Source organism: Parabacteroides sp. HGS0025 (genome assembly GCF_000969845.1).
GTDB classification, from domain to species: domain Bacteria; phylum Bacteroidota; class Bacteroidia; order Bacteroidales; family Tannerellaceae; genus Parabacteroides; species Parabacteroides gordonii.
The window spans coordinates 1,556,467-1,579,102 of the sequence record NZ_KQ033903.1 but is presented as its reverse complement, the minus strand read 5'-3'; the positions used below and the strand labels follow the sequence as shown (position 1 = coordinate 1,579,102).

Here is a 22,636-nt window from a genome sequence, read left to right as displayed (position 1 = left end):
TTAAAATGAGAACACAAAAGTACGGAAATTTCCGGATAGTTAGGTGTTCTTTCCACGAATACGGCGTGTCAAATATCTAATACTGGTTCCAGTAGTCGCGTTCATGCCTTCATACACACCTGCATCCACTGATTAATAATAGATATCGGATGAATCCACATTCCGTTTCGGCTTCATAGAGGTTTCATTTGACCGTCATAGAACGATGAAGATAGTTGCTGAGCGCTCATAAAACCAAGAACCAGGACGCGGATGATGTGGATTAACGCAGATTTGATATATGGTTACTACTGTGCCATATATTATGATACTGTAGTATCATATATTATAACATTTAAATATCATATATTGTGACACTTTATTGCCACAATATATGGAATTTTCATGAACACTGAACCCTATTACCGATCATTAAACTCTTTTACCGCATCAAACATAGCAATAATATTAGCCGGTGGAACATCGGGAAGGATATTATGTACGGTATTAAAGACAAAGCCACCACCGGCCGACATAATCTCCAGCCGTTGCAATACCTGCTCGCGCACCTGTTCCGGCGTACCGTTATTCAGTGTGCCGACAGTTTCCACACCACCACCCCAGAAGGTACAATCCTGTCCAAATTCTTTCTTCAGGAACTCCGGCTCCATATTCAGGGCATTTGTCTGAACCGGATTGAATACTTCGATACCGGCTTCGATCATATCGGGCATCAGTGCAGAGATGGAACCGCAGGAGTGGATAAAGGTATGCATCTTGCTATGCGATTTGACGTAATCGCATAATTGTTTATGACGGGGTTTGAACAGGGTCTTATAGGTATCCACATCCATGAAAGGGCCGGTAGTCATTCCCAGGTCATCCCCGAAACGGATGATGTCGACGATATCGCCAACGGAAGAGCAGACCTTTTCGAGTGTAGCCAGATGACGCTTCAACAATTCGTCCAATACCCGTTCTACCTGGTCGGGATCACAAAGCAAGTCCATCAGGAAGTTATCCATCCGGCGCAGGAAGGTTCCCCATTCGAAGAGGTTGCAGCCGCAGACGATCATCAATGCCTTATCGGTCGTTTCCCGCAGATGGATGGCATTCTTCCGTAGCTGTTCCCAAAAGCCTGAGTCGGCTGCATGATCCCAGGGACTATGTACGTAACGCGACCAGAGGACACGTCCCATTTCCTCATCCAATCCCTCGTAATTATCCGGGTAGCCGTCTACATAAGGGAAATAAGACTGGTCGAAGAAAGTAGCTCCTTTCGGCATCATAGCCAGGAGACGTTTCCCGTCCGTATCATAACAGTGATACGATCCGTTCGGCTGAAGAACAGGATTGAACCAAGCGGGATATAAGGCCTTATCACCATTTGCCAGTATGGTTTCCTGCCAGTCGGAAGGCTGCAGGTTGAAGGTACGGCCAATGTCGAGCACGTCGATTCCAAACTGGTCGATGATCGACATATCCGGCTGCGCCAGTTGCTGTACGACATCGTATATTTGTACGGGAAGTTCAGTCCGCCCCAGATGTTTCAGCAGGTTTGAATAGGCGATAGCTGAGATGCCCGAACTGGGAGTTGCCCCCATATCGACCGGGACACGGTCGGGTTGTTTATGTGCGATAGCTGATAAGACACGTTCTCTTGAAGTCATTGAAATACTATTTATTTATTTGTTATTCTATTCTTTATTCACCGCCGCTCATTCCGATAATGAAAGAAGCAGCGATCAGTACGACCAGCCCGGCATACATCCATCCTTTTGTCTTCAGGTCAGTTGCTTTCCATTCTCCCCGGTACAATCCCCAAAGGGTAGCAAAAACAATGGTCAACGACATCAGTATCCCCCAGGCCGTGAACGAGAATTCACCCATGCGGCTTTTCCCCATACCGTAGAAGATAAAGTTTACGAACCACAGGAAACCCGCCAGTCCGCAATACAGGTAATTCTTTGAAACGGCAATCTCTTTTGTCTTCGTAAATACTTTCAGGTTCTTATTCTTTCCGGCAAGGAACAGGCACCAAAGCGCAGTCGCCACAAAAGAACCGCCGAACATCAAGAGAAAGACAGGTAAGGTTTGAAACAACGGATCGATACCCGATGCCACCAACGAAGAAGAAATACCACTTCCCTGTTCTATCCCCAGGGCTTGTGAAGCTCCGGTGATACCGACAAAGAATACCAGTATCAATCCTTTACCGAAGTTCAGCTCTGAATTGGCTTCCGGCCCGGCTCCCTTATCTTTCCTGTAACCGGCATAGCCGCTTAACCCGATACCGACAGCAGCGATCAGCAGCCCGGCAATCAACATCGTCCCGCCGGATTGTTGCAGCATAACCGCCAGCCGTCCGTCGATAGCCGGTGGAATGATCGTCCCTAAGATCATCATCAAGCCCAAAGAGAGCGAGAAGCCGAGCGACAATCCCAGGTAACGCAAAGACAACCCGAAGGTCAAATTACAGATGCCATAGATAATACCCAGCAGGAATATCCAGGCCAATGTGCCCGACGGCACACCCGACAAGACATCCATAAAACCGGGACAAAACACCCAGCAAGCGACTGCCGGAACGAGTACATAAGCAAACAAACTATATATCAGCCAATAGTTTTCCCACGCCCACCCCCGGGTCTTCCCGAACGGGATGGAAAAACTTCCGGAAGAGAATGCACCGATGGCAATCAATCCGATTCCTAAAAACAATTCAATGGTCATATTCTATTAATGGGTTTTACGTTTTATTCTTCTGTACACACAAGTTGCACTATTGCATATTTCACAGCCATAGGGACGTTTCTTAACGGCGTCGCCTATACCGATTATCCCGCTTACCGACTTGATCGGTTGCATCAGACAGGATTCATTGAGGGTTATGCCTGTAGGATGGTCGCCGATATAAGCAAAGAGATCACGCTGCCCGGATAAGGGCCATTCGCAATAACCGGGGCTGTACCGATTCGTGATCTTCTTTCCTTCTCTTGACATTTCTTCTTCCAGGCAGCGTTGTACTTTATCCATTGCGTTCTCTACCGTAGCTGACCCGATCGATTCGACTACAAAAGCTTCCAGAAAATCGCCATTCTGCTGGTAGGCATGGGACAAATCCGTGAAAGCGGCACCAGCCGTACAAATGAACAGGGCTATTTCCGAAGCTCCTGCCATATACCCGCTGATCCTTCGGCCGGGTTGTAACACGACATCCCCGTAATCCAGTATCCGGTACCCGCCAATGATCTCGCGGGAGTCTTTCAAGGCCGCAAAGGTGGACTCCACGATCCCGGCAACCAACGGGTAACTGTCGTTATCCGGTATCTGAAGATAATCCATCAGCACCTTTTCATCCGGCCTGCCCTCATCGAAAGTAAATGTATAAGAGCGGAACATGATTATACAGCGTTAAAGTCAGCGATAGCCCGGTAAAAAGCCTTGATATTTACATCCGGAACAAATGGCGGCATATCGCATCCGGAAGAGATAACAAAGTTCTTATATTGTGCAGTCTTTGCCAGCAGATCGGCTGTGATACGGTATACTTCTTCCGGCGTTGCCTGCTTCAGGATTCCTACCGGATCGATATTACCCATCACAACTAGATTTGACGGACACTGTTCCAGGGTTTCCACCATATTCACCGCATTACCGAAATGAAGTGCAGCCGCACCCGAATCGATCATAGCTTGTGTACAGTGGCCTTTATTCCCGCAATTATGCAGAACAACGGTGAAGTTATCATCCTGTACGGCTTCAACGATTCGCTTGACATAGACGGTCGAGTACTCCAGGCAATCTTCATTGGAGAGCAGTCCCGCAGCAGGTTCCGCCATGATAACTCCTGTTGCACCGATTGCTTTCAGTTCCTTACAGTATAAGGTTATATATTCGGTACATTTATCCAGTAATGTTTTGATCACATCCGGCTCTATATAGATCCCGACCATGATCTCCGACATGTCGTACAACCTGCCGGCCAGGGAAAAAGGGCCGATACAACCGGATAATACAGCCTTGTCCTTTATATTCTCAACCGCCAGGCGGTTCGCTTTCAGATATTCAGGCATTCGCCCTGCCGACAAAGAGGGAACCTGCAAACGGTTCACAGACTCTTCATCACAGACCAACCGGCCTGTAACACTGGGCACTTCATGTTCCGGCATGCTGATCGCACAACCGAATGCTTCCGCTTCGACCGTCAGATCCATAATAACGGTACAAGCCGTTGTATCATACGTTTCCGTCACATTCTTGATGGCCTGATAATGAACTTCACCATCTGTTACGGCATCGATCACATTCTTTCCGATCGCTTCAATACCGGGATGTGTCATGATAGGGATAGCTATCCGCTTATCGCTATTCAGTAGTTGTTGGATAAAACTATTCATACGCGTTCAGGCTACGATTGAGTCCAACCAGTTGATATTATCCTGCGGGTCGCGGGCATAAGCATCCGCACCGATCTCCTGAGCAAAAGTGGCATTCAAAGGAGCTCCCCCCACGATTACTTTTGTATCTGGATGCTTCTCACGGATACTGGCGATCATGGGTTGCATATTACTCATGGTTGTTGTCAGCAAGGCAGACATTCCACAGATAGCTCCCGGATGCTGGTTCAAGGTATCGATATACTTCTCTGCCGGTACATCCGTTCCCAGGTCTATCACTTCCCAGCCGGCACCTTCCACCATCATTCCTGTCAGGTTCTTTCCTATATCATGTAAGTCTCCCATCACGGTTCCGATCACGAAAACTCCTTTACGCTTGATCTCACCACTCTGGAAATAGGGTTTCAGATGCTTCATCGCACTGTTCATCGCTTTGGCCGACAGCAACATCTGTGGTACGAATATTTTGCCTTCGGTAAATTTATTGCCTACCCGGTTCATGGCCGGGATCAGTGATTCACTCAGGATAGACTGGGGAGAGATACCATTCTCCAAAGCCTCACGGGTCAGTTCGTCTGCACCGGGCAGTCCTTTCATTGTCGGTGGATAAGGTGATGCCAGATTGATCTTGCCGAATTCCACGCATTCGCCAAGTTTACTAATAATGTCATTCATGTTCTATTATATTTAAAGCCTGTTTATTTCGAAAAAGAGAGAATATAGATTCAATCCGTATGGAATACTTCTTCCATTGCCGCCCACCATTCTCCGGGAGCACGATTTTCTACTGCCTGCTGACAAGGGTCGGTCAGCTTCCACCATTCCTGCGTGGTCGGGTCTGCCGCCATCCTTTGCATGTCTTTTTCGTAGTTGTCACCGATATATTCATAATAACTGTACAATATCCCGTCTTTATAAAAGATCGAGTAGTTACGGATATTGCATTCCCTGATCATTGCCAACACACCCGGCCATACGGCGGCATGCAACTTCTTATATTCTTCCAGCTTTTCCGGCTTTACACCGATAATACTCCCATAACGTTTCATATTCTTCTCTATATTAGATTAAGTATCACAAAGATAAAGGATAGAGAACTGCAGGAGTTTTCAATATTCGTGGTTATTTTGACTGTTTCAGGGATTTACCGGCTTAAAATCGATATAAAACAAAAAGCCCCTGACAGGAGAAGTCCCACCAGAGGCTTTTATTATTAATAGATGATCAATATCCCGGATTCTGCACCAACGCTCCTTTAGACAAATCAATTTCAGTCAGGGGAATTGCCCATAAGTAATTCTTCTCCGGATCGAACTTACGCTGTTCCACCAAAACCTTTTTCCCGTCGAAAGTCATGCCGTAAGCCGGTTTGTTTACACAGGCTTCCGTCGTTCTCCAGCTGCGGGTCTCGAACAGGTGAATGCCTTCAAACGTAAACTCAACACGGCGTTCTCGGCGAATAGCTTCGCGCATCTGGTCTTTTGTCAGATTAGCCGGTAAAGGCGGAAGTTCCACGCTCGGACGTTGGCGAATCCTATTGACAGCTTCATATACGGATGCATCCGGCCCGCTCAATTCATTCTGTGCTTCCGCATAGATCAGTAAGACTTCTGCATAACGGAACAGGATATAGTTAATCCAGCCCGGATATTCATTCCCTACATTCTTTGGATTAATATATTTACGCATCGTATATCCGGTACGGGTGGCATTACCATTCCCCATTGTCCCTTCTGTACTATAAATCTGTCCTCCGAACTCGCAACCATGCCACAGGATAGAATAGGCCAGGCGGGGATCACGGTTCTCAAACGGCTTTTCAGGATTGTAAAGCTTCGACTCACCAATGGATTTCCCATCCGTACATTCGTATGCATCGATAAGATCCTGTGTCGGCGACAATGCTTCCCAGCCTCCCATCATCAGCGGAGAGAAGAACTGGTCGATCCAACTGCCGGTATAATCATAATCCAATGCATTCTCCATATATTGATGATCGAATATCACTTCGCTGTTATTTTCATGTTCTGCAGAGAACAGATCGCCGTAATTACCATACAGGTTGTAAACACCCAGGTTCATCACTTCTTTAGCTGCGCTGGCCGCTACATCGTATTTCTTCATCAGATAACTGATATGAGCTTTCAATGCTAATGCAGCCCCCTTGTTGGCACGTCCTAGTTCCGTGTTATCGGAACGGGTCAACGGTAACTTTTGTGCAGCCTTATCGCATTCCTCTACAATAAACTTATAGACTTCTTCTTCCGTATTCCGTGAAGGGATCGTTTCGTTCAACTCCAAAGCACGGGTCAGGATAGGAATACCCCCATAGAATTTCAATAAAGTGGCATGGAAATAAGCCCGTAAGAATTCAATCTCACCGATCAGGATCGTTTTCTCATCTTCTTTCATCTCCACCTTGGCTATATTATCAAGGAAGATATTACAACGGCGGATACCACGGTAAGCATCCTGCCAAACCTGTTTAAAGTGAGGGTTTGAAGCCGTTGCCGTACAAGAAGAGATATCCCCCTGCTCCGCATGGATATGAACAGGAATGGCATTATCGGTATAGCAATCGAGCATGACCATATGGTTTCCCGACTGGACAAGATAGCGATAAGTAGCTGCCGAATATTTCACGGCATCTTCTTTTACCATCCAGAAAGACTCGTCGGAGAGCTGGTCTGTCGGGATCTTATCCAGAAACCCGTCGTTGCAACCGGTTCCGAATAACGAGATAAGCGATATAAATAAATATTTTAGTTTCATAATTCGTCTACAGTTTTATTAGAATGAAAGGTTAACACCAAATGAATAATTTCTTGTCAGCGGATAATAGCTACTAACCACGGATAAGTCTTTCATGTTGTAAGCTGATTCCGGGTCAACACCGTCAAATCCGGTAATAGTGAACAGGTTGTCGACACTGAAGTATACTCTCAGGCGGGTAATACCCGAACCGGCCAGTACCTGTTTAGGCAATGAATAACCGAGTTGCATATTTCTCATCTTCAGATAAGAAGCATTCTGCATCCAGAAAGTAGAAGTCATCCAGTTCTTTTTAGAATCTTTCATCGACAAGCGGGGATATGTAGCATCGAGGTTTTCCGGCGTCCAGCGATCCAGGTGATATTCAGTCACTTTACCTCCATTGTAGAATGCCTTGTTGATCTCATCCTTCACTATTGCATTAACCATTCCGGCACCTTGCAGCAAGGCTGAAAAGTCAAAGTTCTTATATTCGAAGCCCAGACGAAGCCCGTAGTTTATTTTAGGGAAATAAGTACCCAGCGACTGACGGTCGTTTTCATCGATCTTCTTATCATTGTTCAAATCCTTATATTTAAGATCGCCCGGTTTAGCACCCCAGATCTGTGTAGGATGTCCGTCGATCTCCGCCTGGTCTTTGAAGATTCCTTCGCAAACATATCCATAGATATTGTTGATAGGATCGCCTACAGAACGTCCGGGAGTATCACCTCCGCTCAGGTCGGTAATTTCATTATGCACATAGCTGAAGTTGAATGTTGCATAATACTTGAAATCATTGATCTGGTTGTTATGGCTGATCTGCATTTCCATACCTGTATTACGAACCTTACCGGCATTCTGCATCGGCGGTTTCACCCCTACGATTTCCGGGATAGGCAACTCCAGCAGGATATCTTTTGTGTTCTTAACGAAGAAGTCACCGGTGAAGCTCAGCTTGCCACCGAAAGCATCCGCATCGACACCGATATCAATCTGGTCTGTCTTTTCCCAGGTAATGATCGAGTTAGCCATCTTTTCATTGATTGAAATACCCGGATATAACATATTACCGAAGTTGTAGTTCTGGCCGAACATATAGGTATTATAGAAGGCATAATCGCCAATCTCCTGATTACCTAATTGTCCCCAGGAAGCACGTAACTTCAGATTATCGATCCAGGAAGCCGTGAAGAAACTTTCTTCAGACACACGCCATCCGGCAGAGAAAGAAGGGAATGCACCGAAACGGTTATCTTTCGGGAAACGTGAAGTACCGTCGTATCTGATATTCGCTTCCAGCAGGTAGCGGTTGTCGAATGTATAGTTCACACGGGCAAAGGCTGAACGCAAAGCGTATTCCACCATATTCCCCTCGGAAGTCTGTGTCGTTATATCGCCCGCATTAATTTCACCCAGGCTGTTATTCAAAGGTAGATCCTTACGGGATGCTCCTAAGATGCGATACTGGTTATATAACTGGGAATATCCCAACAAACCTTTCAGGTCGTGTTTACCGAAGCTCTTTGCATAATCCAGATATGCCTGAAGATTTACTTCCAGCATCTTATTATCCTTGTTCTCCACTTCACTGCGAGTCGTACGGATAGGATCGACAGACTCGGCGGTATAAAACTTCATACTTCTGAGGAAAGTATGTTCGTCTTTCAGATTGAATGTCGTTGAAGCATTTCCACGCAAGGACAATCCGTCGATGATCTTATAGGTAAAGGAAGCACTTCCCTGGAAATTATTATTGTAGGTACGTGCCAGACCACTTTCACGGGCAGAAGCGACTGAGTTATGTTCGTTCTTGAATAATCCGTAATTTCCATTCTGGAACTGGATCGGAGTAACCGGCGTTTCACGAAATGCATAATACATTATACTGGTCATGCCGGTAGCAGGAGCTGCCATACGGCTACGATAGGCCGAAAGGTTCAAAGAGACATTCAACCGGTCGTTGATCTTCGCATCGAGGTTCGAACGGACATTGAACTTATTATATTCAGTGTTCGGCATCAACCCTTCCTTATTATGATAACCAAAGGAAAGAGAATATTTAATTGCCTCAGACCCACCGTTCACACTCAAATGGTGATTATGAAACAGCCCGTTTTCGCTGAATAACGTACCCAACCAATCGCTATTGGCAAAATGATCCGGATCGGAACCATCTTTAAACTTTTGCAGGTCAGGGTCTGAATATAATCCCTCCAATCCGTCATTCTTATAAGCCTCATTCAGAAGGACAGCATAATTATACGAGTCCAGATATTTCGGTAAGCGGGTCGCTTCCTGCCAGCCAACATATCCGTTATAGGAGATCACGGGCTTGCCCACAGCACCTCTTTTGGTAGTAATCAACACAACGCCGTTTGCCGCACGCACACCATAGATAGAAGCTGCCGCAGCATCTTTCAATACGGAAATATTCTCGATATCGTTCGGATCGACATTACTCATCGACGATTCCACACCATCGATGATAACCATCGCTTCGGAATTCCCCAGCGTACCGACACCACGGACACGCAAAGCAGCTCCGTCGGCTCCCGGCTGTCCGGCATTCTGTACAATGGTCACACCCGATACGTTACCAGTCAGCATATTGACCGGGTCGGAAGTCGTTCTGTTCTCCAGCACATCAGCCTTTACACTGCTGACAGCACCAGTCAGGTTCACCTTCTTTTGTGTTCCGTAACCGACAACAACGATCTCATCCAGATTCTGTGTATCGTCCAGGAGAGAGACAGAGATATCGCTCCGGTTATTCACCGGGATTTCCTGTTCCATATAGCCGATATAGGAAACTTGCAAAACGGCATTCAGGGGAACTTCCAACGTAAAACGCCCATCGAGGTCTGTCACCGTACCGTTTGTTGTTCCGCGTTCTATTACATTGGCTCCAATCACCGGTTCTCCGGTTTTGTCCTTCACAACACCTGTTACTTTCTTCTGTTGCTGCGGAGCCGACGCTTTAGTGGTCTTTTGCGAGATAACGATCATTTTCCCTTGAATAGAGTAGCTTAATCCTTTATCCAGGATAGCCGACAAGACTTCTTCGACAGATGCATCCTTAAAATTATGATTGATCTGTTTTTGCTCATTCACTTCATCTTTTTTATAGATGACTGAATACTGGAGCTGTTTCTCCACTTCCTCCAGTACTGTTTTCAAAGGGACGTTCCTGAACTGCTGAGTGATTTTCTGAGCGTCCACCGATAATGAGCCGGAAAGTAGCAAGGCCAATATTAAAGACCTTCCCACATGCTTTTTGTACATCATAAGATAGATAGTTAGTTATTAGATTTAATACATATATAAACAAAGCGCGCTATTGTTTTTTGATATAAATATCTTCTCCCTGCCGCTCAAAGCGTATCGGAATGATATCGGAAAGTGCCTGCAGGAACTGGCCGATAGTCTCTTCGTTCCGCAATGAGACCCTGAAAGTGGCGTCTTCATCAAGCGCAGTATCCAGATGTATCTTCACATCATACTTCCTTGACAGGCGGACAGCCAGTTCGCCTAATGCTATTTCGTCATATTCAACTCTTCCTTCAATCCACGACCGGTATTGCGAAGCCTGTACATGGTGGCTGGAAAAATCTTTTTTCTCCTTATCGAAGCAAAGTAATTCGCCGGGCTTTACTTCCAGTTGCCTTCCTTCGTACAAAACATTGACAGCTCCTTCCAATAGAGTAGTTGTAGAAAAAGGATCTTCAGCATAAGAGGTCACATTGAACTTTGTACCTTTCACCAATACATCGTAACAACTTGTCTTAACCAGAAACGGCGATTCGTCCGATTGCTTTTCTACTTCAAAATAGGCTTCTCCCTCCAGTTGCACTGTCCGGTTGCTTGCATTAAAGTTATCCGCATACCGCAAAGTCGATCCGGCATTCAACCAAACGACCGTTCCATCGGTTAGTATCACTTTGCTCTTCTCACCATAAGCAGTGACCAGAGCGAAATAATTCGGATCGGCTTGTTTTTTGAAGAAAGACAATGCCCCATAAGCGCCGCTCAACATGACCACCACGACCACAGCAGCCACGGCAACTACCTGACGCAGGCTATATTTCTTATGTCCGAACATATCCGGCATATTGCGTTGTATCTGAACACGCCGTTGTAAATGCTTCCATTCGCTGATCACACCCAGGTCGGGTGTAGCCGATTGCATCCATTCTTTTTCCCATCGACGGAACATCTCATAATTATCCGCACAGGCATTCACAAAGCGAAAGAGTTCTTCCTCCTCCTGCAAAGTAATACGCCCTTCAAAATAGTGTACGGCTAACTGATGAATATTCTCCTTTTCCAATTCCATAATTTCCTCTTTCTATATGATGTAACAACCCATTCTTTTTTTACCCAACCCCTGATGTTCTATTTTTTTTCTCCTTATCCCTTTTTTTCTTTCTGCCTGCCTACTAATATAAAGTACCGGACGTTTTATATTTTTGACCAAGGTCGAAAAGATTTACCACCTAGGTCAAAAACGTTTACTACCAAGGTGACAAACGTTTACTACCAAGGTCAAAAAATTAAAACATAGGGAGAAATGTAATAGCAAGTCTCCTGTTTCTTGCTAATCAGATAGCAACCATGCAATAATAACAATATAGATATCGAGAGGATACTTGTCTTTAAAGTGTTTGGAGAAAGTCGTTAATGCTTTGGCTATATGCTTTTCCACAGCAGTCGTAGAGATACTTAAAGCTTCTGCTATCTCACGATTCTTCTTTTTATCAAAGCGGCTCATAATAAATACTTCACGGCAACGCGTAGGCAGCGTGTCTATAACTACATTCACTTGTTCCTGCAATTCGTTGTATAATAAAGTGTATTCCGGAGAAGGATTAAAATCAAGGCTATACAGTTCCTCTCTCCCGGCAATAGAGGCCAGATGTTCTACGTTGTGTTGTTCTACTATTTGAAGATGTTTCAGATAATTCAGACAGGCATTCCGAACCATAGCAAACAAAAGGGCAGAGACGGATATGGCTTCTATCAACTCACGCTTTTCCCAGAATTTCAGGAAACTTTCCTGAATAATATCCCTCACAGCCTCCTGATCTTCCACAAAACGAGATGCATATCCACGCAAACGAGGATAATAGCTTTTGAAAAGAAATTCAAAAGCCTGATCATTTCCATCCTTTATTTCTTTCAGTAATATTTTCTCGTCGGTAAAATCTGCCATAAAAAGAGGGATTAAACATTCTACTCTTTTATACCATAATAAGCTTATAAATAAAACGACAAATATATGGAAATTATCTAATGCTTACAAAAACGGGGGGGCCTTCCGCTTCTTTGCATTCAGTTTTATATAAATAAAGAAGAGAGAATCTTGCCGGATCCTCTCTTCTAAAATGCGTGATTCAATTAAACTTCCATTGCCGTGGAATAATGTTTAATCTTAAAACGCTCAAAAGTATGAATAATAGACGTATACTTGCTTCTGCAAACCTAAAAAGAAGCATAAAAATATTGAATTATCCATCGGAGAACTGATCTTCGGCCGATGCAGGAATATTAAATCGCACCTTTTAAAGAATAAAACTTATATTTGCATCATAAGAAAAGTATGTCTGTAAAAACGGCTTTTCTTTTTTAAAAACTAAATTACCATGAACAGTAAACACTTAATCTTATTTTTTCTTGCCTGTTTCTCTTTTTCTTTACAGGCAAGTCCGATAGACGGTTTGTTGGAGCGCATAGACAAAGGCGCCTCCCGTAAGTTCATTATCGAACAAGTAAAATCACCCACCGACTTTTTTGAACTGGATCAAAAAGGAGAGAAAGTTGTCATCCGCGGTAACAACTATGTAAGTATTGCAACCGGAATAAACTGGTATCTGAAATATCATGCCGGTATCCATCTGTCCTGGAACGGTATGCAGGCTAAACTTCCGGAAATTCTTCCGGCGGTGTCAAATAAAGAAAGGCACGAGACAGAGATGAAGCTTCGGTATGATTTCAATTATTGCACATTCTCCTATACGATGGCCTTTTGGGACTGGAACCGTTGGGAGGAAGAAATCGACTGGATGGCTTTGCATGGCATTAACCTGCCACTGGCTATGACGGGTGTAGAAGGCGTCTGGTATAATGTCTTGAAAAAGTTAGGATACACCAAAGAGGAGATCAATGAATTTATCGCCGGCCCCGGTTTTATGGCATGGTGGCTGATGAACAACCTGGAAGGTTGGGGAGGCCCTAATCCCGACAGCTGGTATCAACAACAGATTGCTTTGCAAAAAAAGATACTGAAACGCATGCGTGAATACGGTATTGAACCGGTATTGCCCGGCTACTCCGGGATGGTTCCTCACAATGCAAAAGAAAAACTGGGGCTGAATGTCTCTGATCCCGGATTATGGTGCGGTTATCGTCGTCCGGCTTTCCTTCAACCTACAGATCCTCGCTTTCAGGAAATAGCCTCTCTCTATTACAAAGAGATGGAGAAATTATTCGGTAAAGCAAACTATTACAGCATGGATCCATTCCATGAAGGAGGCAGCGTTGCCGGAGTAGACCTGGATGCTGCCGGAAAAGCAATCATGTCCGCCATGAAGAAAACCAACCCGAAAGCAGTCTGGGTAGCACAGGCATGGCAAGCCAATCCACGTCCTCAAATGATAGAACATCTGAATGCAGGAGACATGATCGTTCTGGATTTGTTTGCTGAAAGTCGTCCGCAATGGGGAGATCCGGAGTCGACATGGTATCGTAAAAACGGATTCGGCCAACATAAATGGATCTATTGTATGCTGCTGAATTATGGTGGTAATATCGGTCTACATGGAAAGATGGCTCATGTAATCGATGAATACTATAAGGCGAAAGAGAGTTCTTCCGGTAAAACACTATGCGGTGTCGGTATGACGATGGAGGGTAGCGAGAACAATCCGGTCATGTACGAATTATTAACCGAATTACCCTGGAGGAAGGACAAGTTCTGTAAAGATGAATGGTTGGCAAGTTATATCCGTGCCCGTTACGGGACAGAAAACAAAACAGTGGAAGAGGCCTGGACGATACTTAGCAACTCTATCTACAACTGTCCGCCACAGTCCGTACAGCAGGGGACACATGAGTCTATCTTTTGTGCCCGCCCGTCGGAACATGCTTATCAGGCATCCAGTTGGTCGGAGATGTCCGACTATTACAATCCTCAGGATGTTATACGTGCCGCACGCCTGATGGTATCGGTTGCCGATCAATATAAAGGAAACAATAACTTCGAATATGACCTGGTTGATATCGTTCGCCAGGCTATTGCGGAAAAAGGACGCCTTTTATATAAAGCGGTTATGGCAGCTTATGCTTCAGGAGATAAACCACTGTTCAACCTTGCTTCCCAACATTTCTTGCAACTGATCCTTCTACAGGATGAGTTATTGGGAACCCGCCGGGAGTTTATGGTAGGTAACTGGATCAATCAGGCCCGCAACCTGGGAAATACACCGGAAGAAAAGGATTTATATGAATGGAATGCCAGAGTACAAATAACAACCTGGGGCAATCGGCAGGCTGCCGATGAAGGTGGCTTAAGAGATTATGCGCACAAAGAATGGAACGGGATATTGAAAGATTTTTATTATATGCGATGGAAACATTATTTCGATAATCTTTCCCTGAAGATGGAAGGAGAAAAAACGGAAGAGATAGACTTTTATGCGTTGGAAGAACCCTGGACAAAGGCAACTAATCCGTATTCATTTAAACCGGAAGGTGATTGTATTTCGACAGTAAAACGTATATTCAAGGAGATTTTCCCACACACTTGTCGTTGAGACCTTGCCATCCTTGAAAAAGTTTCCCGCCGATGAAACAAATGTTTCATCGGTAGGAAACAAAAGTTTCGCCCTATTGAAAAAGGTGAAACTCTTTAGTCTGACCAGATACTCTTCTTATTTTATTCTCTCGAACCAGGGCAGACGTTCCAAAGGAGCATTCACCTCTATTGTCTTAGGTCCGCGGAATTTCTTACCAGTATCATCCTTCCATTGTCCTTTGGGCAACATCACTTGACGTGTATGTTCTTTGGTCAGGATCGGTGCGACCAGATATTTATCGCCCAGCATGAACTGGTCTTTACAGTCTACAAACCCTTGATGTGGAAATGCATATTCCATATGGCGCAATATCGGTTCACCAGTTTGTGCCGAATGACGTGCCTGTTCCAGAATATATCCACCCATCTTTTCATGCAGATGAGCGTATTCACGGCAAATAGCTAAATGCTTTTCATCCAAAATACGCCAAGGAGCCACAGAGAACTGCATCATAGGCATCAAAGTATGTACCTGACAGGAACGGACGATCAGCTCCTGGTCGAGTTTCGTCTGATCGACACCGAGGAACGAACCAAACTGACCTCCACCGATCATATCCGGGCAAGCATATGCATACCCCATCAGTCCGGCTGCAATCATATCCGGGATCAAAAGCCCTACAGCATTCCAGGAGTAATCTTTATCCCCCAGACGCTGTACCAGTGCCTGTCCACCCATCTTCCAACCGGCACGATATTCATTGAAAGGAAAGTCCAAACCGATCTTGGCCCAATATTCGCACATATCGACAGAAGTCGCTGACTTATCATAAAATTCCAGGTTCGGATCATTATAATGGCCAATATCACCAGCATCAAACTTAAAACCATCAACTCCGTATTTCTCCCGCATTGTGCGCAATTGCAACTTCAAATGTTCGGCTGCAGCCGGATTACTCAAGTCATAGCAAGCGCTATATCCATTCCACCAGGGAATGATGGCTGCCTGCTTTGTCCCCTTTTGTTTGATCAGGTATCCCTTTTGTTGCAACTCACGGAATTCAGGGCTATCCGGACTGACAAACGGACAAATCCACAACATAATACGGAACCCGTCTTTATGTAACCGGTCGATCATTCCTTTCGGATCTGGAAAACGTTCCGGCTTAAAATCAAAGTTTCCGTAATACTTCTGCCAGTTGTCATCTACCATGAATACTCCAACCGGGAATTTATTGGTCAATATATTGTCGGCATACTTCAGGATATCTTCCTGGTTTTGATTGTACATCAACTCGATCCAGGTATTATACTGCGGCATGGAGAAGAACAACGAGTCAGGCAGTTGGCCGGAAGGAGGAAAATGTTTGGCAGCAGCGGCCAGATAGGCTTCCTTCAATGTGCTGCCGGCCAATACAGGTTCCATCTTCTCGTAATCGGAGTAGATATGTATATTCCCATTTTCCACCTTGAAAGAAAATGGCTTATCACTCCAGATATAGCGTCCTTCGGAAGATAATAGAAGAGGGACATTCTGATTATTCAGGTTTTCTGCCGAAAGATCGAACAAACGCAGATTCTCTTTAAACGGCATCTGAGAACCAAGTGCCACCATACCTCCCCACCATTTCTCATTTTCCAGGGATGATATCCGGGATTCGTATTTACCAGCAGCCCGGCAGGGTAATGCCACTAAAAGGATAAGTAAAGACAAGAAAACAGCTTTCATCGAGTTATTCATGTTCATTTCATTAGATTTATTAAATATCTCCACAAAGATATATTTACGGACGGAATATAAAAAGGAGATAACTCCATTAATTTCAGAGTTATCTCCTTTTCTTTTGATAAATAGTCTTATAATTTCATTTGATTGACAGCTCTACTTCCGTTGATTGTAAAAGAGGAGATGTCAGTTTTACCTTTACTGAACCGGCATTGTCCGTCACTTTCAGATAACCGACAAGTTTACCTGATCTGCACCGCTGCTTGTTATCTCTGTAATTGTCCGTCACATTCCCATCCCCACTTTCAAGACCAATTAGACGAACCGGACCTTCCAAATGGCAGGTAACTTCATTATCTGCCAGAACAACCGGAATATCATTTTCATCCACAACACGGATCAGCATTTGCAACATTGTGTCTTTTCCAATATGTTCTTCCTCTAAGAATACGGCTTTCAACGCATAAGGACGTCCGGAAGTCTGTATCTTGTCTTTCGATACGATTTTCCCGTTATTATAGCCAACGACTTCCAAAACACCTGAGATATAAGGTATATCCCAGGAGATAACAGCAGTCTCGTCATCATAAGGTTTACGAACTCCTACCAGCTCCCCGTTTAAATAAAGTTCAGCTTCCTGGCAATTCGTATAAGTTACGACACGTATCGTCTCCCCCTTCTCATAATTCCATACGGCCGGGGCATTTGTCATCAGCCAACGATTCCGCTCTTCAGGCTTATAAGTACCCACATAGACAACCGGGGATTCCGACCATAAAGCACGTTGATAATATCCGCCAGGTTTTATATTTCCAGCCATATCTATTAATCCGGCAGTCGACCCACGCGAGGGCCAGGGACCAGCTTCCCCTAAGAAGTCATATCCTACCCATATAAACTGTCCAAAAATATAATCATTATCCCGTACATATTTCCAAGGTTCTAACCCATGTCCTGTTTCACTTCCATACAAAATACGATCCGGATATTTCTCGTGATCTTGCCGATAACGCTTTTCCGTATAATTATATCCTACCACATCCAATACTTTCGGATAATCCGTTTCATTAGACATGACTGGACCCGCCAAAGCAGCAGTGACCGGACGGGATAAATCATACTTTTTAGCTTCACGCACCAGGTTGCGGGCAATCTCGCCCAAACGTTCCGCACACGGTTGTTCTTTCTGATACCCTTTGACATGTTGTTGTCCGATGCCTTCCTGATCCAAGACTGGATGTGAATAAGGATCATTTGGATAATCGACCTCATTTCCTATACTCCACATAATAACGGAAGGATGATTTCTATCGCGACGGATCATATCAGCCAGATCACGTTCCGCCCATTCCCGAAAATAGTCGGCAGATCCCTGAAAACCAGGGATACCACGATTCCAACCGGTAATCCATTTTTTCTTAGGATATTCCCATTCATCAAAAGCCTCGTCTTTAACCAACAATCCTAATTCGTCACACAAGTCATACATATAAGGAGCTTGGGGATTATGACTCATTCGAATTGCATTGCAACCTATTTCCTTTAGAATTAATAAGCGGCGACGCCAAACTTCTTTCGGGACAGCTGCTCCCAAACATCCGGCATCATGATGTATGCAGACTCCTTTTATCTTCATGTTCCGTCCATTCAATGAGAACCCTTTATCCGGATCAAAATGCAGGGTACGAATACCAGCACGTGTTTCCGAGCCATCTATCTGTCTCCCATTTTGAGAAATATGCGTTTTTATCGTATACAAATAAGGATTATCCAAATCCCACAAAACCGGAGAGTTGATCGTACACGACTGTTCCAATTTCTCCACACAGTTTGCCGGTAAACTAAGGCTTTTGGAAACTTCACCGACCTTATGGTTTTCACGGTTAAACACTTCCTGTTTCACTGTTAATGCAGCAGGTTTATCCGTTGTATTGTTTATTTCCGTCTGAATAGTGAGAGCAGCATTCTTTCCTTTTACTTCAGCAACATAGCTCACTCCCCACAAATTAATATGTACAGGATTTGCATAAACTAAATAAACATCCCGGTAAATTCCGGATCCGGTATACCACCTCGAATCAGCAGACTGCGAATGATCGACTCTTACAGCCAAAACATTACGCCCTCCCCAATGGATGTAGGGAGTAAGGTCATACATAAAAGAGATGTATCCGTTGGGTCGTTTCCCAATCCATTTACCATTTATAAAGACTTCGCTGTTGTTATATACACCTTCAAAATAGACATACAGGTTTTGTCCTTCCTTATCCGCAGGAATATCCAGATCTTTACGATACCATCCAATACCTCCTGGCAGGAATCCCGTACAACTGGCATTACCGGGACTCGCAATCTGTTCAACACTCCAGTCATGAGGGATATCCAGCTTTTGCCAACCGGAATGGTCAAAATACTCAGCTCCTGCATACTTAGTATCACCCGGATAGAAGAACCAATCATGATTAATCTGTTCACTTTTGCCAAAACCCTGGCACCAAACATTAACAGAGAATAATTGCATCAGCAATAACACAACCCAATATTTCATGTTTTTCATAATTTAGATGTTCTAAAGACAAATGTGGCCAAGAGGCTAAAACCTCCTGACCACCAAAGATATATCATTATTACTTATTAGAATGTATGATTCAGGAATTGTTTCGCCCAAATCAGATTCGGATTCAGATCTATCGCCTTCTGAAGCAATGCCTTTCCGGAACTGTCATTACCGTTTGCACATTCCAGCAGACCTTTCAGATAGTTCAGATTCGCTATCCGCTCATCCTTTGAACCATCTTCACCAAATTTGGAATAGGCATCAACAGATACACGTCCGGCCAATTGCCCGTCGATCTCTGCCGAGAGCTTCTGCAACAAATCTTTCGACTCTGCCATTCTTCCAGTCTCACCCATAGCCAAGGCATTGAACAATGTATTTTCCGAGGCCAACTGCACTCGTCTTCTTCTCACCTGGCTGTTTGCTGCTATTTCAAAACATTCTTTGGCTTTCTTTTTGTTACCTAATGCCTGGTAAGCTTTACCCATATAATAATAACCCTTTGCACTATGACCACCCGTTTCCGGTCTTCCGACTTCCAGATTCTCCGGATAGAGATCGGCCACCTCAAATTCACTGATAGCCTCCTTCTGTTTTCCGGATTTAAGCAGATCCATCCCTTTCAGTAAATGGGAGTCGACATAAATATCATGAATTTCTCCGCCGCCTTCCCAGACATGGAAATGACGGTTTGCCATAATATCGATCGCTTTATCATAAGCGCCGGTTTCATTATACAATGTCAGCAAACGCATTACAGCCTCATCGTGTTTCATTACAGTCTGAATATTTTGTTCGAGTATAGCCAGACGTTCTGTTGCCGGTTTTTTATTCTTTTCATATAATATATCCAGCTCCTGGAAAATACGAGGATCCTTATTATTAAATGCGATAGCCTTTTCATAGCCGGCAATTGCTTTACCCGGTTCATTCTGACGATTATAACCAAAGCCTAAATTACGCCAAGCCTGAGCAAATTGGGTATCTTTTGATACAGCCTGTTCCCAACAAACCATTCCTTTTTCTTTTTGTCCGAGGAAATAATACAAATTACCCAGATAATAAGGAGCACGGGCATCAGCAACAGATTCCGAGCATACAGTATTCAGGATATTTATTTCTTCCAGGCGGAACGGGAAACACCAATCAGTGGACAATGAAGAAGCTTTCTTCCATTGTGCCAATGCAGCTTCCTTATTTCCTGATTGCAGATCGTAATAACCCATATAATAATAAACCAATGGAGATGAAATATAAGGTTCACCTATCTGCAGTGCTTTATCCAGCAAATGTGTTGCTTCTGCATAAGCTCCCACATGCGCATATTCCAAAGACATTTCCAACAATTCCTGAACGCGGATAATACCTTCACCACGTTGTTTCTCTGCTTTATCCAGGAAGTTTACTCCATTACCATTCAACAGACTTTGCTCCGACATGCTCCAATAATCCAATGGATCGATCTCCATAACCAACTCTAGCAGTTTGGCAGCCTCATCAGCCTGCCCCAGCTTTCTTAGCAAATAAGCTTTTAATGTAAGAGCTTTCGTATCCCTTCCTCCGACAGCCAGTGATTGGTCAACTAACGCCAGTGCTTCCGGTAAATTACCTTTCAGACCGGATAGCTGTGCCAATGCCAAATAAGCCGAATGCTGGAAAGTCGGATACCAGGTAGCCTTCCAGTACTGGTCTGCCGCTTCTTTGTAACGACCTTGCATCTGATAGATCAAACCCAGATAATAATGAGGTTCCGGGTCTTTCACCACCGTATAATCCTTGGCCGGACGAACCAACGCCCTTTTCAGATGTTTTTCTGCCAAATCCCACTGTCCGGCTTTTGCATATCGTATACCTACAACAGTATTGACACGCGAATCGAGTGAATCCCTGCTTAATGCCTCATTATAAAAATCCATTGCATTTAAACGGGCATTATGGAACTGGTCGACACGGAGCCCTGCATAATACAACTCCTCCACAGTCTGATACTCTTTAACCGGCTTTGTACCTTCAACAACAGACGGGAGTTCCTTATTATCCAGTTCTACCGGCTGATAAGCAACTAACTCATTACCCTGCTTATCCAGTAAAACAGCATATAGATCGGCATCTTTCACCGTTTTAGGGACAGGTAGAGTAGCAGTAAAAGGTGTTGCAGGATCAATAGAAATAACTTTCTCAAACAAGACATTGCCACCTTGTTTCAACAAGACTTTTGCATCCGTATATTTAGTCGTTGCATTAAAACCCAGGAATACTTTATCCGGTGCCCGTCTTTCCAGATTAACGGCTGCATCGTCATTCGCATTCTTTACAGAACCGATATCACGGATGCCATACCAACGCTGCACGAATTCACGAGTTTCCCCCGGTCCTACCCAGCTATAATCCGGTTGATTGTCTGAATAGGCACCCACCATCAACTCCAGATAATGACCATCTTTATCCGACAACATTTTATTCCACATTTCTGCACTGGGGTTATTGCCCCACAAAAAGAATTTCTTCCCATTTACAATATGGTGATTAGCTACATGAACAGTACCGGCTTGTTTGCCATGATCGTAACCAGCTAAAAAGTCATCCTCAAAATTCCAGGCAAAGATAGAACGTGAATTACCGGTATAGTTCTTCCACCATGCAAGTTCAACATCGTTACCACTGCCACGAACAGCTTCTCCCATCGGCCACTTTGTAAAATACACTTTCGAATGGTCTGTTCCGAATTGTGTTGCCGGTGGGAAAATTACTTCATAATCCTTATTACAATGTACTGACACATTCGCCCAATAAAGAATGGATTGCACAAATGGAGTACGGTTGATGATCTTCACCCGTGCTTCCACCCACGAACGATTCGGATAAACTGTTACACCAACCGACCATTTCATACGATGGCGTAATTCCATTTCACCCACCCAGATCGTTTTACTTCCATCTTTGTTTTCTTCGATTTTCCAATCGATCGGCATATAACTGGAAGGGCGGTGATGATGCGGTATATTCCATTCTACCCCACCCGACAACCAAGCTCCGAGCATGCCGATCAAAGCTGGTTTTATTCCTGTCTGCCGATAAAATATTTCATAATTGTTCGTTTTATCCGTAGCCGATAGTATCCTACCGCCAATTTCCGGTAAAACACAGACATTGACATACTCATTATCCAGGTAAACAGCATCATACGTTTTATCAATCTTTTCATCCGTTAATATATCGTACAGGGGATATGGATAAATATGTCCCTGTGCTCCCTGATAAACACGGCCTGTAAAAAATATCGGATTGACATCCGGCGCACCTATCTCATAGGTGGGAAGAACTAAAGGTTTCTCCGTAACCTTTACGGTTTGAGCTGATAGTTGGGGGACTGACAATAATAAGGACAGTCCCAGTAAAAGTGTATTTTTCATAGACAAATCTATTTAATG

The 22,636-nt window shown here is 44.3% G+C and carries 14 protein-coding genes; 1 reads left to right on the top strand and 13 read right to left on the bottom strand.

Translation table 11 applies throughout. The annotated features are described in order from the left end of the window. Positions 1-401: 401 nt before the first annotated feature. The 10 genes from HMPREF1212_RS22805 to HMPREF1212_RS22760 form a co-directional block, all read right to left on the bottom strand. Positions 402-1,649 carry a uroporphyrinogen decarboxylase family protein gene (locus tag HMPREF1212_RS22805; protein WP_046151200.1) on the bottom strand — a complete coding sequence of 416 codons (1,248 nt, stop codon included), beginning with the start codon at positions 1,647-1,649 and terminating at the stop codon, positions 402-404. Between the two features lie 34 nt (positions 1,650-1,683). Beyond that, entirely contained in the window at positions 1,684-2,712 is a 1,029-nt protein-coding gene (locus HMPREF1212_RS22800; RefSeq protein WP_028730340.1) for an L-rhamnose/proton symporter RhaT, read from the bottom strand. 6 nt (positions 2,713-2,718) lie between these two features. Then, on the bottom strand, positions 2,719-3,381 hold the full coding sequence (locus HMPREF1212_RS22795) for a vitamin B12 dependent-methionine synthase activation domain-containing protein (RefSeq protein ID WP_046151199.1): 663 nt from the start codon (positions 3,379-3,381) through the stop codon (positions 2,719-2,721). A gap of 2 nt (positions 3,382-3,383) precedes the next feature. Continuing rightward, positions 3,384-4,379: a methylcobamide--CoM methyltransferase gene (locus HMPREF1212_RS22790; protein WP_046151198.1), complete on the bottom strand. Its 996-nt coding sequence runs from the start codon at positions 4,377-4,379 to the stop codon at positions 3,384-3,386. 6 nt (positions 4,380-4,385) lie between these two features. Continuing rightward, a complete protein-coding gene (locus HMPREF1212_RS22785; RefSeq protein WP_046151197.1) occupies positions 4,386-5,054 on the bottom strand; it encodes a corrinoid protein in 669 nt (222 codons plus the stop codon). 50 nt (positions 5,055-5,104) lie between these two features. Then, entirely contained in the window at positions 5,105-5,428 is a 324-nt protein-coding gene (locus tag HMPREF1212_RS22780) for an L-rhamnose mutarotase (protein WP_028730336.1), read from the bottom strand. 175 nt (positions 5,429-5,603) lie between these two features. After that, positions 5,604-7,151, bottom strand: a complete 1,548-nt coding sequence (locus HMPREF1212_RS22775; RefSeq protein ID WP_046151196.1) for a RagB/SusD family nutrient uptake outer membrane protein — start codon at positions 7,149-7,151, stop codon at positions 5,604-5,606. An 18-nt stretch (positions 7,152-7,169) separates the two neighbouring features. After that, positions 7,170-10,415: a TonB-dependent receptor gene (locus HMPREF1212_RS22770; protein ID WP_046151195.1), complete on the bottom strand. Its 3,246-nt coding sequence runs from the start codon at positions 10,413-10,415 to the stop codon at positions 7,170-7,172. Between the two features lie 52 nt (positions 10,416-10,467). After that, positions 10,468-11,466 carry a FecR family protein gene (locus HMPREF1212_RS22765; protein WP_232430190.1) on the bottom strand — a complete coding sequence of 333 codons (999 nt, stop codon included), beginning with the start codon at positions 11,464-11,466 and terminating at the stop codon, positions 10,468-10,470. A gap of 261 nt (positions 11,467-11,727) precedes the next feature. Beyond that, on the bottom strand, positions 11,728-12,342 hold the full coding sequence (locus HMPREF1212_RS22760) for an RNA polymerase sigma-70 factor (protein WP_028730332.1): 615 nt from the start codon (positions 12,340-12,342) through the stop codon (positions 11,728-11,730). 430 nt (positions 12,343-12,772) lie between these two features. Between HMPREF1212_RS22760 and HMPREF1212_RS22755 the strand changes: the two genes are divergently transcribed. Next, complete coding sequence (locus HMPREF1212_RS22755) at positions 12,773-14,941, top strand: alpha-N-acetylglucosaminidase (RefSeq protein WP_046151193.1); 2,169 nt, start codon at positions 12,773-12,775, stop codon at positions 14,939-14,941. A gap of 117 nt (positions 14,942-15,058) precedes the next feature. Here HMPREF1212_RS22755 and HMPREF1212_RS22750 read toward each other — a convergent pair whose 3' ends face one another. The 3 genes from HMPREF1212_RS22750 to HMPREF1212_RS22740 all read right to left on the bottom strand — a co-directional run bounded on the left by HMPREF1212_RS22750 (position 15,059) and on the right by HMPREF1212_RS22740 (position 22,618). Further along, positions 15,059-16,651, bottom strand: a complete 1,593-nt coding sequence (locus tag HMPREF1212_RS22750; protein ID WP_046151317.1) for a glycoside hydrolase family 31 protein — start codon at positions 16,649-16,651, stop codon at positions 15,059-15,061. 136 nt (positions 16,652-16,787) lie between these two features. Then, positions 16,788-19,205: a sugar-binding domain-containing protein gene (locus HMPREF1212_RS22745; protein ID WP_028730324.1), complete on the bottom strand. Its 2,418-nt coding sequence runs from the start codon at positions 19,203-19,205 to the stop codon at positions 16,788-16,790. A gap of 77 nt (positions 19,206-19,282) precedes the next feature. Continuing rightward, positions 19,283-22,618, bottom strand: a complete 3,336-nt coding sequence (locus HMPREF1212_RS22740; RefSeq protein WP_046151192.1) for a tetratricopeptide repeat protein — start codon at positions 22,616-22,618, stop codon at positions 19,283-19,285. Positions 22,619-22,636: the final 18 nt, after the last annotated feature.